Here is a 14,180-nt window from a genome sequence, read left to right as displayed (position 1 = left end):
TCCGCGTCCTTCAGGCGGGCGCTCGGCCGCGCTGGCCGGCAGTCCGTCGTGCCTGCGGAATGACAGCGGCGGCGCGCGGAGGTTCCGGGGGCGAGGGGGTTGCGCTGCCGGTGAGGTGAGGCGGGTGGAGCGCCCCCGCGATGACCTACTCGAGGACGGGGTGGTACCGCCCGCTCGGCGTGACGATGACGTGCGCCTGGAGCGGGACGTTCAGCGCGCAGGAGAGATCGCGGAGCTCCTGGGTCATCGCGTGGTCCTCCGCGGTCGGCGTCGGATCGCCGCTCGGGTGGTTGTGGGCCAGGACGAAGCCGACGGCCGCCATGTCCAGCGCCGTGCGCAGGATGGTCGAGCGACCTGCGTGGAGGGCGTCGTCGACGCCGCGGGCGAGCATGCGCGTCTCGCGCACGCGGCCGTGGCTGTCGAGCGCCGCGATCCAGAGCTCCTCGTGGACGAGGTGCGCGAGCCTCGGGCCGAAGTACCGCGCCACGCGGGCGGCGTCCGTGAGGAGCGCGCCTCGGCGAGCCCGCGCGGCGTGGGCGCGGCGGCCGAGCTCGAAGGCCGCGGCGAGCCGGGTCGCGTCCACGAGCGCGATCTGGGTTCGCTCGGCGATGGCCGCCGGAGAGAGGCGACCAAGGGACGGGAGGGCGGCCGTGCCGAGGATGCGCGGCCCCACGGCCGGGATGCCGAGCACCATCTCGATCAGGCCGGCCTCGGTCGCGGTCGGGATCTCTGCCGCCGTCTCGGCGGGGGCGTCGACGGGTGCGCCGCTCATCGGGGCCACCTCCGCCGGCGGGTGAGGGACCGCGCGAAGAGGCGCCGCGCGAGGCGGAGGCGCGTGGCCACCGTCGGCCTCGGGATCGCGAGCTCCGCCGCGATCTCGCGTGTCGTCAGGCCGGCGGCGGTGAGCGTCAGGACCTCGCGGAGCTCCGCGCGGAGACGGTGGAAGGCGCGGAGCAGCCCGCGCGCGACGATGCGCTCCTCCGGAGAGGGTGCTGCGAGGGAAGCGAGCCGGTCGGGATCGTCCGCGGGCACCTCGTGCCGCCGGTGCGCCTCGTCGCGGTGGTGCGACGCCTGCCGCAGGGCGACCGCGGCCAGCCAGGCGCGCAACGCGTCGCCCGGCGCCTGATCGGGGGACGGCCGGAAGCGCCCGGCGCGCATGCTGCAAAGGCGCCGAGCACGGTGTCCTGCGTGACGTCGTCGAGATCCGCGGCGTGGACGCCGCGGGCGCGCAGCGCGCTGCGGATGAACGGGCGCTGTTCGAGGAGCGCGGCGGCGTCGAGGTAGACGGCGGGGTGAAGCGGCTGGTGATGGGGCTGGGGCGGGCGGAGCCGGCCGCGCGCCGTGGAGCGCGGCCGGCGGCGTGAGGGCGGATCGATCTCTTGGCCCTGTTCGGGGCGTGGACGTACTCTTTCCATGTCGGACCTCGTTGCTGCGGGGTTCGGCCACGCTGCCCGGACGGTTGGCGCCGTCGCGGGCAGCACTTGCTTGTACGGAGATTACGGTGGTGAAAGGGGACCGGGCAATCGAAATGTGCCCCAGCGGGCACTATTCCAGCTCGCACGAGAGCCGACGACCTCCCCATGGATGATCCCCGGCTGCAGGAGGTGCTCAACTTCATCGGGGCCAATGTCCGAAGGATCCGCCTCAAGCGCGGGATGACGCAGCAAGAGCTCGCCGACGCGGCCGGGGTCGGCCTCCGCAACCTCAAGAAGGTAGAGCACGCCCAGACCAACGTCGGGGTGGCCGTCCTCGTGAAGCTGGCCGACGTGCTCGGCGTCCGGCCTGGCGCGCTGTTCCGCCAGCAGGAGCTACCGCCGGTGAAGCGGGGCCGGCCGCGCAAGGCACGACCCCGCGAGCTGTGATCCCGAACGTTGAGCAAGCGCTTCGAGGCCGCTGCGGAACGAGGCGGCGCCCACGTCACGTGCGTGGCGCGCGGCATAGCCCATGGCACGCTGGCGCCCAGATCCTGGGCCGCCCGCCTGCTTCGGGACGGAGCTGCCCCGGTGGGCGTGACGATGACGGGATCGGCGAGGGGGGTGCCCATCGCGAGCGCGCGACGTGGACGCCCCCGGCCGAGCTCGAATCGTCCAGTGTGAAGCCCGCACGAACACGCGCTGGTCTCCTTGACAAGGCGGGGCAGCCGTCAGCTACGCTACCTTTCCACGATGAGTGGGGCCGGCACGACGGGGTGGGATCGGAGCTCAAGGCGCTCCCCGCTGACGCGGCGGTCAGCGGCCAAGGGGGCTGATGACACCGAGAGCGCCACGGTCGACGATGTGGATGTCGATCATCGTGATCCGCCCATCTTTGTGGCCGAGCAGCGTCTGGATCGTCCGGATGTCGATGCTCGCCTCGAGCAGGTGGGTCGCGAAGCTGTGGCGGAGGGGTTGGCATGTCGCGCGCTTGGCGAGCTCCGCCGCGCGTCCGGCATCGTGCACGGCCCTTTGCACTGCCGACATTTGTCGTCGATCGAGGTCGACGTCTTTGACGCGAATCGAAAGCGCTTCGAGGAGCCAGAGGCCGTTTCCGTAGAGGAGCTCGCCGATGAGCCGAAGAGGCGGGACGAGGTGTTCGAGCAAGGTGAGCGTCTCCTGCCGCGAGAGGACCGAGGGGAGGTGCTTCGGCCGGCGTGCGCGTTCGAGCGCTTCGAGCCGGGGTATCTGCAGGTCGAGAACCCGCTTGTAAAGGAAGAGGCGGGCGCACAGCGCTTGGTTCTGCGTGAATGCCGCGGTGCGGCGTGCGACTGCAAGCTCGTCGAGGATGGCCGTGACCTCTTCCGCGCCCATCTGCCGTGGGGGCTTGCCCCTGTGGAAGCGGATGGGTACCCAGCCGTCGGCACGAATCTTACGCGACGACACGCCGTCGCCGTCCGAGACCTAGCAACGGGAATACGCAGGTACGCAGCGGCGGCCTATCTCCGCGATCCCGCAGATAGGCTGCGGAAGGTCGCGGCCTATCTGCGGGATTGCGGAGATAGGCCATGATGGGCCGCGGCTTATCCTCCGGAGTATGGAGATAGGGTGCCACGGTTCGCGGCCTACATCTGAAAATGCGTAGATATGTCGCACGTTACAGCTGATTGCGACGTTGGGCGGACGATCCAGCTACCACCAAGCGGCGAGGAACGCTGATGAGCAAGAAACGTTCGCGACGTGCTAGGGCACCCAATACCGCAGTTCCGGGCACGCTCAACTACGAACTGCCCGTCGACCTGGACGAGAAGCAGATCGAGGCCGACGTCGCCGGCGATTTCGGCTACGTCTCCGCAGTGGCGAACGCAGGACCGGGAGGCTTCCGCCTGATCGCAGACGACGAACAGGTAACCGGCGCCGACAAGAGCTTCACACACGGTGTCGTAACATACTATTTGCAGTTCAAAAAACCTTGCGCCCTTCGGCCAGTCTCGGATGCAGAAGCTCAAACTCGACTCCCGTCGAACGCAGGGCTCAAACAGCACATCCGACGGTTCCGCAAGAGCGAACGTCTCGCGCAGGATCCCTACTCGGTCTGCTTTCCGTTGCATGACATGGCGAAGACCGCCCTGGACTTTTAACATAATATCCTTCGTTCCTACGAGCAATACCCCTACAGTCGCGCATTTACATCTGTCCGTTGATCCTCACGGCAGCCGATTACGTTGCATCGATGCACGGTTCCATACCCGACATCTTCCCGTTCCTATGCCGGGAGGCACTATGGCTTCGAGATGGAGATCACGTTGCGCACGTCGCTCGGATGGTTCCGTTCCTTCGCGGACATGCGGCAATCGTGCCCCACAAGGATGTCGACTCGGCCAATCATTACTATTCTTTTTCGCGTCACGCCACGGACGTCGCGTTTCATTCGCCGGAACTAGTTTTGGAGGGGCCTATTCGGTTGTCTGACTTTGTGGCCGCTGAAGTTCAACGACTTGCGCACGCCGAGGAGGAGTGGCCGAATGTTAATGACGTCAACGGGCACCTCCGTGAACGACTCGGGAGTTGGGCCAACGAGGAAGACCTCAGCCGGCTTCGAGGAGAGGAAGGGGACCCGTTCCTTTGGCTTCATTTGCACGGTCGCCTGCTCCGCAAGCGAGCTGGGATTCGGCAAGTCGTCCTTCTCAGGCTCAAGCCACGGCAGTAAACGTGTGCGCCGCCCAACAAGGTGTTGCAGCAGAGTGTCGCCGTCGCTCGCGTGCGGCTCGCTCTGGCGCCCGCTGCTGAACACCAGAGCGTTGGGCGGGCGGAGAGTGCGAGCAGACGAGCCTGCGACGGGGAAGCGCCGCACCGCCTGGCCGGGGCGGCCGTTCAGCGGCACGCACTTCCGCGTCGACGCCGTCTACCAGCGCACGGTCGGCGAGCTGCGGGCGCGCGGCAGCGTGCTCTGGCTGGTGTTCGCCCCGCTCGCCCGGGACGCGACGGAGGCGGCCTTGCAGGAGGTCGTCGCGGAGATCCATGCGAGGGCGGCGACCGCCCAGGAACGGGCCGAGCTGTACACGGCGCTCCTGGTGATGGCGACCATCGATCCCTGGGGGCATAATCTGCGGAAGGAGCTCGTCATGATGGTGGAGGACAAGGAAGAAGGGCTGCTCCGGCGCACGCCGATCATCGGGGAGCTGATCATCGAGGCCGAGCGACGAGGGGAGCTACGGGGAGAGCAGCGCGGAGAGCGACGAGGAGAGCTACGCGGCGAGCAACGAGGAGAGAAACGAGGAGAGCAGCGCGGGCAGCAGAAGGCGATTGCGGAGCTGCTCGGTCGCCTCTTCGCGCGGCGCATCGGGCGACGGCCGACCGCCGAGGAAGAGCGCTCGATCATCGAGCGAGCCCGCGCGCTCGGTCCCGGCGAGGTCGAGGATGCCTTGCTCGACCTCGAGGGCGAGGCGCTGGTTCGCTGGCTCGCGGAGCCGATGTCCCGATCGTGAGCTCCCGCTAGAACACGGAGCGCCCGACGCGCGACCCGCGGATCAGCGCAAGGATGCATTCGACGTGCGCAGCCCAGGCTGGGAACCCAGGCCGCCCGGGCCACACGCTGCCCACCAGCCGCCGCCGGCCCTGCCGGTCCACGTCCAGGCGCAAGTCGCCGTGGGTGGGCTGGCCGGCTCGAGCCGTCCATTGCACTACGCCGGAAGGTCTGGCGCGCTCACTGTAGGATTGCTGTGCTGGTGCCCCATGCCTGGACCGCCGTGCGCAAGTAGTTGATCGGCGCGTGATCAGCCCAGGAGACGCGCAGCTTAAGTTTTTCGAGGATGGGGAGGCCGACCAGTTGCTCTTGGAGCCACGCCAAGGCCCCAATACTAATGGCCGAGACAGCGGAGGCGGCTACCCTCGTCGAAACTGGGCTTGGCACCCATCCTCTACCTTCCTCCGAAATGTACTGCGTGCCGAAGTGCACAAATGGACCCATCGTGCGTGCCGGCAGGCTCGGTACGACGTCATTGCGATAGACATGCCTGAAGAGCATTTCTCCGAAGTCTCGTTCGAACCTGTCCTTGAAGTCCTGGTAACCGACCATCGGCTGTCCGTACGTGTACACGCCGCGCAGCTTCTCCCGGAAGTAGGCGAACCGAGGATCCACGCAAAGGAGCGCCGCCATGACAACGGCGAGCGCGCCGCCCAGGCTGTGACCCGTGATGTAGAGCGCATCCAGCATATCCGGGGCGTCCTCTCTGGGCGGCTGGGGCACCCCGTGCGGGGCGGCCGGCTCTGCCCCGGCGGGGCGCCGAGCATCCCCGTTGCACCGTGGGCATTCATTGAGGCAATCACTCCATATGGCTTTCTCCCGGGCAGCCGCTTCGCAGATGGATCCGCCCTTGCGAGCGCTCTGGAGCAAGATCTTCACGATGTCAGCCAGCGTCACGACGCCGCCAAGGAAGCCTCCGTGGACATGCCCTGCGGAGAGGAGTAAATCCGGTTTGGCGCTGGCGTTGGACATCCAGTTGATGATGTTAAGGGGCCCCGTGCCGCGGAAGCAGAGGATGCACATCTTCTTGTCTTCGCTCTGGACTAAATATGCCCTCGTGTCCGTCAGAAGCGCAGGGTTGCTCACCGTGATCTCGACCGTCTCGTTCCATTTGATCCCGGCGCGGCGGTGCATCATCCTCGCCAGGCTGCTGGTATCAGAATACGCCCATGCCGACGCCATGCCAAGGATAAGAGCGATAAAGTGGTCATGTTCTCCTACCGTGGCTTTCCTCATGTGGTCAACGGTGTCAAATCTATCCCACTCGGCCCCCGTCATGACAGTCTTTATGGCGGACTCAGTCTTCCCTGCGTCCGTCTCTCGCTGCAAGAGCTTGCTCACTCGAATCGCCTCAAATTTCATGTTCCACACTCCCGTATCCGTCCTGTAGACCCCATCCTCGCGTGGTGCGTGGCGTCGCCGTAGATTCGCGACCCGATGCGAGAGGAAGAGCGGTCTGCGGCGAAGGGTGGCTGGGCCCAGCAGCGAGCGGAGGAAACGGCGGTCGACGCTGAGGTCACCGCCCGCGTGCACGTCGCCCGCAGGCGCGCGGCGGCGAAGCCGCGTGCCGCCGATGCCTCTGCCGGGCCCGAATCGTCGACAAGGCGCCGGAAGCCACGCGTCGACCGCGCAAGCGCCGAAGAGCCGGCACCAGCGCGCCAAAGCCGGCGAGCTGCGCGCCCGGCAGCCGGAAAGCATGCGTCCGTACCCACGGCAGCGGACGGCGACGCCGACGATCGATCAGCTGGGCGTCGCGTCCGGCGCCCGGGGCCACGGACTGGCCGCGAGCCGCTGCCGAGCGTCGGCGTTCTCGAGGGTCTGCTTCCAGGACTTCGGAGCGAGCTCGATGACCCGCTCGGGAGGCCAGGTGGGCAGCATGATCAGCACGTCGCGCAAGTAGGCCCAGGGCTCGATGCCGTGCAGCGCGCAGGAGGCGATGAGCGACACGATGGTGGCGTTCCACTCGGCGCCGTCCTTGCTGCCCACGAAGAGCCAGTTCTTACGGCCCACGGCTTCACGGCGGAGCTCAAGCTCGCTCCGGTTGTTGTCGAGGCGGAGCCGGCCATCCTCGAGGAAGCGAGTGAGTGCGGTCCATTGGTTGAGCGCGTAGCCGATGGCGCCTGCGATGGGGCTCCTCGGCAGGACGAGCAGGTCCTCTGTCTCAAGCCACGCGCGGAAGGCCACGAGCACGGGCTCGGCATCCGTCCGGCGCTGCTCGGTTCGACGGTTCGGAGCCAGCTCCTTGGTCGCCTTGTCGATCGCGTAGAGCTTGCGAATGAAGCCGATGGCTACCGTCGCGCGGTCCCGGTCGGAGGTCATCGCCTCGAAGAACTTCCGCCGGCAATGGGCCCAGCAACCGACCTCGGTCACCCCCTCGGTGCGGAAGAGCTGCTCGTAGACGTTCGAGGCGTCGGCCTGGACATAGCCCTTGTAGCCGCGAAGGAACTCCTTCGGGCCATCCTGGTTGTGATGCGGCGTGAAACGGAACAGGACGTGATCTCGGTCCGCCACCAGGACCCAGAAGTGGCCCCGCCGACACTTGTCCTTTGCTTGCACGAGCACGCCGGTGGCGTCGATGGCGATGCAGTGCGCGTTCAGGGCGTCCTTGGCCATCGCCCCGACGAGGATCGCGAGCTTGTCGGCGCACGACTCGACCCAGCCGCACAGCGTCGAGCGCGAGAGGTGAAGGCCCCAGCGCTCGAACATCTTCTCCTGCCGGTGGAGCGGCAAGTGGTCGGCGTACTTGCTGACCAGCACGTGCGCGAGCAACCCCGGACCGGCGAGGCTGCGCGGGACAGGGCTGTCGGGGACGTCGGCGATCGTGATGCCTTGCTCGGGCTCACCTTTGACCGCGAACTTCGGCCTCACGATCTGCAGCCGCACGAAGCTCGCGGGCCGCCACTCCAGCGTCTCCGACACCTCCTCGCCGATGCGGACAAGCGTGGTCGCGCGCTCGTCCTGCGCCTCCGGCGGCAACAACTCGATCCGCTCGACCGGCACATGCTCGGGCAGCCGTTGCCGCCCGTGCGGGCGAGCTTGGCGCGCCTTGTCCCCGCCTCCGGAGGAGCCGTTCGGCGCCGCGCCATCGCGACCGTCGGGTGAGCCGGTCGCGCCCGCATCCGGCTGCGCCCCGGTGCCCGCAAGCATCTGCACGATCGCATCGAAAGCGAGCTGCATCTGCCCGGGGTCGACGTGCTCGGCCTTCTGGCCGAAGATGTGCCGGCGAAGGCGCTCCAGCTCGATGCTGGCGAGCTCGTAGAGCTTGCGGTACTCGTCCCGCTCGTGGGCAGCGCGCGCGAGCTTGTCCTTGAGCTCGCGAATCTGCTCTTCGACCGGCTTGCTCACGACGCGGTAAGTACTCGTGAGCTCTTGCTTTTTGAAGGGGCTTGTGGAGGAAAATTTATGTCGCTCGAGGCAATGCAACCGTGGGGGGCTACCCAGGAGCGTGCGAGGCTGTCAGGCGAGATCAGGGGACCGGAGGCGGCGCGGTCTCGGCGAACGGGACCGCTCGCCGCAACTTCGAGGGCGACAGGGCGATGCCTTCCAGGATCTTCGCGAGCTCGGCGGCGTCAATGATGACGCTCGTGGCTCCCGGCGTGACGGCACGCGGGGCTCGAAATGCCCCACGCTCGAGCCTTTTGTAAAGTAGACAGTATCCGCTGCGGTCCCACCAAAGCGCCTTGCAGCGATCGGCCGCCCGGTTGAAAAAGAGGAACAGCGCTCCGGAGAGCGGGTCTTGTCGCAGCACCTCGCGCACGACGGCAGCGAGACCATCGAACGAGCGCCGTAGATCGAGCGGCTCGGTGGCAACGTAGATCGAGACGCGGCCAGGGATCATCGTGCCCCCCCGAGCGCACGAACAACGCGCGCCAGCGTGTCCTCATCGAACGACGGCGGGACGCGGACGACCGCCCCGTCCGGCAAGACGATCTCCAGCGCCGCGCCCGACGAGGGCGTCGTGGATGCAGGCGCGGCGACCACCACGGGCAGCAGCGCCGGAAGCGTCGCCTTCTCCGAGCGCTGCCGGTACTCGCTCCGCTTCATGCCCAGTCGGCGGCTCCAGGAGTACAGTGTGCCGGCGTTGACCCCCTCCTGCTCCGCGAACACGCGGGCGGAGTGCCCGCTCTTGTGCCAGCGCGCCACGCGGTCGCGCCAGGTGCGTGTGCTCTCGTCCATCGGTACCTCCGGCGCGGGTTTCTAAGCGGCGCAGAGGCTCGAAGACAGGATGTGGTCCGCAGAACGCGTACACACTCCCTCTGGGCAACACGTCACACGTGGGTTGACTTTTGCACTGACACCGGTCGCTAGGGTTTTCAAAACCTGTTCAAAAGATACCGACGCACACCGGGAGCGCAATCGGTCGGCGTCGATTCACTCGCTTCACAGCAGTCGCGGCGGCGGCGGCGCGCGCTTTTGCCAAATTGAGCACGAATTCAGCTAAGCCGCGACCTACTCGGAATCCGCTCTCCGTGGCGCATTTGGCCGGCTCCTCGATGGCGAGCCGTTTGCGACGTCGAGGTACATCGAGTGGTCCGTGTTGATGACGCGGACATAGGGCTTTGACGTGCTGCGAACGAAAAACATAAAAACTGCTGAGGCTGGTGCTTCAACGGCGTGTATTCAAGATCCACAGGAATTCCGGGAAAGATGGGGATAGGGCTGCGGTGTTGCCTCTCCCGTCGAGGAGCTGGTGTTGACGCTCTGGCTGACCTATGCCCCGCCGAGCAGGCTCATTGATGACCATCGCGGGCGTGCTCGGTTGCGTGCAGGCCTCGTGACGGCCATCGCTCGGGCATGCGCCGCAGGGTGCCTTGCGATGGCCATCATCGGTTGTGGCCACCGGCGCCGGCGACATGTTCCTTCGCCGGTGCCGAGGGGCGGTAACCGCCCAGCCAAGGGCATCGTGACCATCCGAGCGGTGCCGGTTACCTGCTCCCATCGCGACGAAGGAAGAAGCGATGGCGACGAGGGTGGAGCGGGCCGAGCGGCTGGACGATGAGAGCGGAGCGGGCTGAGTGCCGAGAAGTTCGCGCGGCGCGAGAGGTACAAGCCGAAGCAGCTGTACTGGTGGCGCTGGAAGCTGCGCGTTGACAGGCCTTCGGGTCTAGGAATGCAAACGCGACCCGAAAGTCAATCTCCTCGTAGTGGCCGTCCCACCGTGCAGCCACGCTGCACGCGCTGGTTGACATCGAGAACCTTACGCGATCCGCATCCCTCCTGGAAAGGAGACACCTTTGCTTCATTTCCCGGGGGTTCTGCGTCGTTCTGACGATTGCCTGACGAATCGTCGTGGCCGTCGTCGCCCAGCAAGCTGGCGGGCAGCGGAGGGAACACCGCCTCGAGTCGGCCGACGAGCTGCTCCGCCTCCCGGACATAGCGCTGCGTCGTGACGAACGCCGCGTGGCCTGCCCGGCCCATGATCTTGAGCGGGTCATCGCCGCGGATGGCCATCCACGTCACGCCTGTCGCGCGGAGGTCGTGGAACGTGATGGGCTTCCGCGTGGCGTCATCCGCGAAGAGCTCGGGTCGGGTGACCCCCGCGAGCGTCAGGAAGCGGCGCAGCTTCGCGGCCAGACTCTGGCCGCACCGCATCCGGATCACCAGCGCGTTCGGATCGGCCTTGCCCTTCATCGCACGAAGCAGCGGCAGGAGGTTCGCCTCGATAGCGAACCTCCGGGCGTGCCTGCCCTTGGTCGACTTCTCCTTCGCGCGCAGCCGATCGATGCCGCGGTTCACGTTGATCACGCCGTGGTCGAGGTCGACGTCGCTCCACCGCAGTGCTTCGAGCTCCCCGGCGCGGAGGTACAAGTAGACGGCCAGCGCGATGATCCGGCGCCAGTGGAGCGGCACTCGATCGCTGTTCATGAGGGCCAGGAACTCGGAGGGGTAGAGATAGCTCTTCGCACGCTCGACGCCGCGGTCCGGACCGACCACATCAGCGCAGGGGTTGTCAACACGCACGCGCAGCGCAGCGAGTTTGGAGCGGTGCGAGTCCTTGAACATCTTGCTCATAATGATCCACACGCGCTGCATGGTCTGCCAGGAATGCGAGCCCGCGGCGACCTTGGCGTCCAGCGTCTCTACTACCGCTTCGATGTCTGTGCGCTTGACATCGGCGATCGGCTTCTTGCCGATGGTCGGCTCGATGTGCGTCTTGAAGGCGGACGCATCTTTGCTGATCGTCACGAGCCCGCGCACATCGCGAGCAGCGTTCCAGCGCCCGAAGTACTCGGAGACGGTCTCGCCAGGGCTGACCGCTGACGCCTTGCCGCCGTGCTTTGGTCTCAGCTCCAGCCCTTTCGCGTTCTCGCTCCAATACTTCGCTTTCTCCCGCGCCATCGCCTCCGAGCAGCCAGCCGGAAGGTGGTAGACGGGCCGACTCCCATCATCGAGCGTAACCCGGACGTCCCAATGATCACCATGCCGAAAAACCGTGCCAGTACGCTGACGTGCCATGCTGCCTACTCCCTGTAATTATGAAATCTCACGCTTCAATGTGTTCTGGCGCTGCCCACATTCAGCAGCGCTATTCGAGCGCGCTACAGCCAGTCTCGGTCCGATGTTGCTGCGGCTTCATCGCGTTCCCTTCGGCTCGGGCCGCAGGAAGTGGCGATCGAGCACGTCGAGCACGCGCAGGGCGCCGATCAACTCGACCAACGCCTCGCGCTCGGCCCGCGTCTTCGCCGCCAAGTGGAGGTCCATCACGGCGGCCCAGAGCTCGGCGCGGTTCCACGGGTGCGCGCCCGGGTAGGCGTCGAAGATGCTCAGCTGCTCCACGACGTAGGTCAGGTCCTCCTCCGTCAGGACGCGGCGCTTCTCGGCTCGGTCGCTCATCGGCGCCTCCGGAGCTTCCGCGCCAGCGCCTTCCGGGCGATCCTGAGCCGCGATGCCGCGGTGCTCGGGTTCATCCGGCGCCGCTGGGCGTACGCGACGAGGCTCTCCGGGTCGTCCACGGAGAGGAGCGCCTCCCGCTGCCAGCCCGGCAGGCTGGCCATCGCGTCCAGCACCTCGCGCGCCTCGATCTGGGCGTGCATGTCGACGCCGACGGGCTCGCGCAGCAACCCGAGCGGCGACGGATGGAGCACGGCGCGGCGCGCCCACGCGCTGTGGATGTAGTGCGAGGCGAGGCGCCAGGCGATGCCGTGGAGCCACTTCCGGAGCGCGTCCTTGGGCTTGTCCCGAGGGTCGGGCCGGTACATGCCGCGTCGGACGGCGTTCCAGGCGTTGAGCAACACCTCGGCCTCCACGTCGGCGCGGTCGCGGCGCGGGATGCCGGCGAGCGTCGCGAGGACGATGCCGCGCTCCGCGAGGATTGCCGCCATGCTCGGACGGGCCACGGGGGGCCGCCTCGCGGGCCGCTCGTCCTTGGCACGCGCGCCGCGGCTGGTTTCGGTGCTGGACCGCCGTGCTCGGCGGTGAAGGAAGCGATCGGACGGATGTGTGGAGCTGTCGATGGATGGATCGATCTGTTGGCCCTTTGCGGGCTGCGGGCGTAGCTTCGCCATGTCGGACCTCGTTCCGCGGGGTTCCGGCCACGCTCCCCGGTCGGTTGCCGCCGACGCGGGGAGCACCTTTTTGTGGTCCGTACAGGGTACGCACGCGTCCTGCAGGCCGTCAACGAAATACAGACGATCGTCTGTTAATCCGGCAAGAGCGTAGCGCTACGCCTGCGGGTGTGAGTAGCGCTCGAGTCAACACAGTGCTGATGTACGTGGCGGCGAACGTCCGACGGATTCGGCTCAAGCGCGACATGACTCAAGAGGCGCTGGCTGAAGCTGCCGACCTGCATCTGACCTTCATTCAGCGCATCGAAGCCGGTCGCGTGAACCCGAGTGTTGGTGTTCTCGTCCAGCTCGCCGATGCACTTGACGTATCCCCCGGGCTCTTGCTCCGCCCGGCAACGATGCCTGAGGTCAAACGTGGTCGTCCGCGGAAGGCACCGAAGTGACAGGCGCCTTTCAATCAAGCGCGCCGCTGGTACCTCTGCGCATCGCTCTCCGCTCCGAGCCGAGATAGCGCGGCAACGGCGTCGTCGTCGGACATGCCCGACTGCCCCGACATGATGCGGGCGATCTTCTCGCCGACGGTGAGCCCGGCGAGCGGCGAGGCGTGGCCGACGAGCCGAGCATGCTCGGCGCGCTCCGCTTGCTCGTCGCGGTCGGCGCATTCCTTTGCGAGTGCGGCGCCGTGGATCGCCTCGTACACATCCGCGGCCCCATGCTGGCCGGCAGCCCGCAGCTGAGCCAGTCTCGCAAGATGCGGCGTGTCGATCGGCGTTGCCACCATGGCCGGCGCGCCCGTGTTCGCGAGCTCCAAGGCGAGCACGCGCGCGCTGCGCTCGGCTTCGATCGCCGTCGCGTGGATCGCCTCGTACATCGTCGCGGTGGTCATCTTCCCCTCGGCTTTGAACCTCTCCAGTTGGTCGAGGTGCGACGCCGGGACGAGGTGCGGCTCGATGCGGTAGCCGTTGTCTCGGGCGAACTTCACCGCGGCGTCGGGCTGGCCGTTCGCCACGAGTTCATAGAAGGTGCGCATCGCCATCGGGCTGTTCTCGATGTTCTCGCTCATGTGCTGCTACTCCTATTCAGTCGAAAAAGCCGCGGATCTTGCATCCGCTCTTATCGAGATCGGCACGCAACCCGTCACTGACGTGCGGCTCTACATGCGTCTTGACCCATGCAATGAAGGGCTCGGAGCAATCAGAAGGCCGGACGTAGAACCCGCGCGGGTGCTCCGGCGTTGTGGCGGCAGTCACCCGACGAGCCGACTCGAACTCCTCATCCTCCATCAGCCGCTGAAAGTCCCTCCAGCGCTTCGGCACCTCGCGGAGGTGCACCGCCGTGCGCGGTGGCTCCTTCGGCTTCGGCCAGAAGCCTCCCGTAGCATCGGGGCGCGCCCATTCGATCGCAACGACCTCGGCGTGCGCCGTCCGAACCCATGCGGCGAAGGAGGGATCGATCATCGACGGCGTGACGTAGAACGCGAGCGAGATGATGCGCCGAGCTTCGATGAAGCACGCATCCATCTTCTGTCGCGCCTGCCGCTGCTCCCAGGTGTTGCTCTCAGCACTCGCGAAGTGCCGGATGCCCTCGTAGATCAGTTCGTCAACGCGCGTGCGGGCAGCGAAGTGTTGGTCGAGCGGCACGCGCGTGATCGTCGGGCTCGACGTCGCCACGACCTCACACGTCACGTCGGCGTCGATGCCCAGCGGGCGCAGGTCAAAGGTGCGTGTTGTGAGCATG

The 14,180-nt window shown here is 66.9% G+C and carries 16 protein-coding genes and 1 pseudogene; 5 read left to right on the top strand and 12 right to left on the bottom strand.

Features of this window, described 5'->3' with window-relative positions; translation table 11 throughout:
• Window positions 1-145: 145 nt before the first annotated feature.
• Both WMF22_RS31870 and WMF22_RS31865 read right to left on the bottom strand, forming a co-directional pair.
• Complete coding sequence (locus WMF22_RS31870) at window positions 146-772, bottom strand: JAB domain-containing protein (protein ID WP_438032227.1); 627 nt, start codon at window positions 770-772, stop codon at window positions 146-148.
• Complete coding sequence (locus tag WMF22_RS31865) at window positions 769-1,158, bottom strand: RNA polymerase sigma factor (protein ID WP_438032226.1); 390 nt, start codon at window positions 1,156-1,158, stop codon at window positions 769-771. Before WMF22_RS31865 ends, WMF22_RS31870 begins: the two co-directional genes overlap by 4 nt.
• Window positions 1,159-1,211: 53 nt before the next feature.
• Here WMF22_RS31865 and WMF22_RS31860 point away from each other — a divergent pair, with 53 nt between their 5' ends.
• Both WMF22_RS31860 and WMF22_RS31855 read left to right on the top strand, forming a co-directional pair.
• A complete protein-coding gene (locus tag WMF22_RS31860) occupies window positions 1,212-1,364 on the top strand; it encodes a hypothetical protein (protein ID WP_438032225.1) in 153 nt (50 codons plus the stop codon).
• A gap of 216 nt (window positions 1,365-1,580) precedes the next feature.
• Window positions 1,581-1,862, top strand: a complete 282-nt coding sequence (locus WMF22_RS31855) for a helix-turn-helix domain-containing protein (protein WP_437708910.1) — start codon at window positions 1,581-1,583, stop codon at window positions 1,860-1,862.
• Between the two features lie 366 nt (window positions 1,863-2,228).
• Here the strand turns inward: WMF22_RS31855 and WMF22_RS31850 are convergent, their stop codons facing one another.
• On the bottom strand, window positions 2,229-2,858 hold the full coding sequence (locus tag WMF22_RS31850) for a tyrosine-type recombinase/integrase (RefSeq protein WP_437765666.1): 630 nt from the start codon (window positions 2,856-2,858) through the stop codon (window positions 2,229-2,231).
• Between the two features lie 272 nt (window positions 2,859-3,130).
• Between WMF22_RS31850 and WMF22_RS31845 the strand changes: the two genes are divergently transcribed.
• Window positions 3,131-3,553 carry a hypothetical protein gene (locus tag WMF22_RS31845; protein ID WP_438032224.1) on the top strand — a complete coding sequence of 141 codons (423 nt, stop codon included), beginning with the start codon at window positions 3,131-3,133 and terminating at the stop codon, window positions 3,551-3,553.
• A gap of 660 nt (window positions 3,554-4,213) precedes the next feature.
• A pseudogene (locus WMF22_RS31840) lies at window positions 4,214-4,900 on the top strand (hypothetical protein); the annotation flags it as partial.
• Window positions 4,901-5,118: 218 nt separating this feature from the next.
• On the opposite strand, the gene WMF22_RS31835 reads toward WMF22_RS31840, so the two are convergent.
• From WMF22_RS31835 to WMF22_RS31805, 7 genes are all read right to left on the bottom strand, one after another.
• Complete coding sequence (locus WMF22_RS31835; RefSeq protein WP_438032223.1) at window positions 5,119-6,279, bottom strand: lipase family protein; 1,161 nt, start codon at window positions 6,277-6,279, stop codon at window positions 5,119-5,121.
• 399 nt (window positions 6,280-6,678) lie between these two features.
• The gene (tnpC, locus tag WMF22_RS31830) at window positions 6,679-8,361 is read right to left on the bottom strand and encodes an IS66 family transposase (protein ID WP_438032222.1); all 1,683 of its coding nucleotides are present in this window, start codon (window positions 8,359-8,361) and stop codon (window positions 6,679-6,681) included.
• A 43-nt stretch (window positions 8,362-8,404) separates the two neighbouring features.
• Entirely contained in the window at window positions 8,405-8,776 is a 372-nt protein-coding gene (gene tnpB / locus WMF22_RS31825; protein WP_438032221.1) for an IS66 family insertion sequence element accessory protein TnpB, read from the bottom strand.
• Complete coding sequence (gene tnpA / locus WMF22_RS31820) at window positions 8,773-9,114, bottom strand: IS66 family insertion sequence element accessory protein TnpA (RefSeq protein WP_438032220.1); 342 nt, start codon at window positions 9,112-9,114, stop codon at window positions 8,773-8,775. The genes tnpB and tnpA overlap by 4 nt, the downstream gene beginning before the upstream one ends.
• A gap of 954 nt (window positions 9,115-10,068) precedes the next feature.
• Entirely contained in the window at window positions 10,069-11,277 is a 1,209-nt protein-coding gene (locus WMF22_RS31815; RefSeq protein ID WP_438032219.1) for a tyrosine-type recombinase/integrase, read from the bottom strand.
• Between the two features lie 234 nt (window positions 11,278-11,511).
• Window positions 11,512-11,772 (bottom strand): hypothetical protein, encoded by a 261-nt coding sequence (locus WMF22_RS31810; protein ID WP_438032218.1) that lies wholly within the window; start codon window positions 11,770-11,772, stop codon window positions 11,512-11,514.
• A complete protein-coding gene (locus WMF22_RS31805; RefSeq protein WP_438037301.1) occupies window positions 11,769-12,260 on the bottom strand; it encodes a sigma-70 family RNA polymerase sigma factor in 492 nt (163 codons plus the stop codon). Before WMF22_RS31805 ends, WMF22_RS31810 begins: the two co-directional genes overlap by 4 nt.
• 383 nt (window positions 12,261-12,643) lie before the next feature.
• Here WMF22_RS31805 and WMF22_RS31800 point away from each other — a divergent pair, with 383 nt between their 5' ends.
• Window positions 12,644-12,886 carry a helix-turn-helix domain-containing protein gene (locus WMF22_RS31800; RefSeq protein WP_438037300.1) on the top strand — a complete coding sequence of 81 codons (243 nt, stop codon included), beginning with the start codon at window positions 12,644-12,646 and terminating at the stop codon, window positions 12,884-12,886.
• A gap of 14 nt (window positions 12,887-12,900) precedes the next feature.
• Here WMF22_RS31800 and WMF22_RS31795 read toward each other — a convergent pair whose 3' ends face one another.
• Complete coding sequence (locus tag WMF22_RS31795; protein WP_438032217.1) at window positions 12,901-13,506, bottom strand: hypothetical protein; 606 nt, start codon at window positions 13,504-13,506, stop codon at window positions 12,901-12,903.
• Window positions 13,507-13,522: 16 nt separating this feature from the next.
• Complete coding sequence (locus WMF22_RS31790; RefSeq protein ID WP_438032216.1) at window positions 13,523-14,179, bottom strand: hypothetical protein; 657 nt, start codon at window positions 14,177-14,179, stop codon at window positions 13,523-13,525.
• Window position 14,180 lies beyond the last annotated feature (1 nt).

This window comes from Sorangium sp. So ce204 (assembly GCF_051526795.1).
In the GTDB taxonomy this organism is placed as follows: Bacteria; Myxococcota_A; Polyangia; order Polyangiales; family Polyangiaceae; genus Sorangium; species Sorangium cellulosum_B.
Note: the sequence above shows the minus strand (reverse complement) of the source record. Positions and strands in the feature narration are given on the sequence as shown.

Coding starts and splice junctions, on each gene's coding strand:
- WMF22_RS31870 (WP_438032227.1), bottom strand. CDS start 772: ATGAGCGGCGCACCCGTCGACGCCCCCGCCGAGACGGCGGCAGAGATC.
- WMF22_RS31865 (WP_438032226.1), bottom strand. CDS start 1,158: ATGCGCGCCGGGCGCTTCCGGCCGTCCCCCGATCAGGCGCCGGGCGAC.
- WMF22_RS31855 (WP_437708910.1), top strand. CDS start 1,581: ATGGATGATCCCCGGCTGCAGGAGGTGCTCAACTTCATCGGGGCCAAT.
- WMF22_RS31845 (WP_438032224.1), top strand. CDS start 3,131: ATGAGCAAGAAACGTTCGCGACGTGCTAGGGCACCCAATACCGCAGTT.
- tnpB (WP_438032221.1), bottom strand. CDS start 8,776: ATGATCCCTGGCCGCGTCTCGATCTACGTTGCCACCGAGCCGCTCGAT.
- tnpA (WP_438032220.1), bottom strand. CDS start 9,114: ATGGACGAGAGCACACGCACCTGGCGCGACCGCGTGGCGCGCTGGCAC.
- WMF22_RS31815 (WP_438032219.1), bottom strand. CDS start 11,277: ATGGCGCGGGAGAAAGCGAAGTATTGGAGCGAGAACGCGAAAGGGCTG.
- WMF22_RS31810 (WP_438032218.1), bottom strand. CDS start 11,772: ATGAGCGACCGAGCCGAGAAGCGCCGCGTCCTGACGGAGGAGGACCTG.
- WMF22_RS31805 (WP_438037301.1), bottom strand. CDS start 12,260: ATGGCGGCAATCCTCGCGGAGCGCGGCATCGTCCTCGCGACGCTCGCC.
- WMF22_RS31800 (WP_438037300.1), top strand. CDS start 12,644: ATGTACGTGGCGGCGAACGTCCGACGGATTCGGCTCAAGCGCGACATG.
- WMF22_RS31795 (WP_438032217.1), bottom strand. CDS start 13,506: ATGAGCGAGAACATCGAGAACAGCCCGATGGCGATGCGCACCTTCTAT.
- WMF22_RS31790 (WP_438032216.1), bottom strand. CDS start 14,179: ATGCTCACAACACGCACCTTTGACCTGCGCCCGCTGGGCATCGACGCC.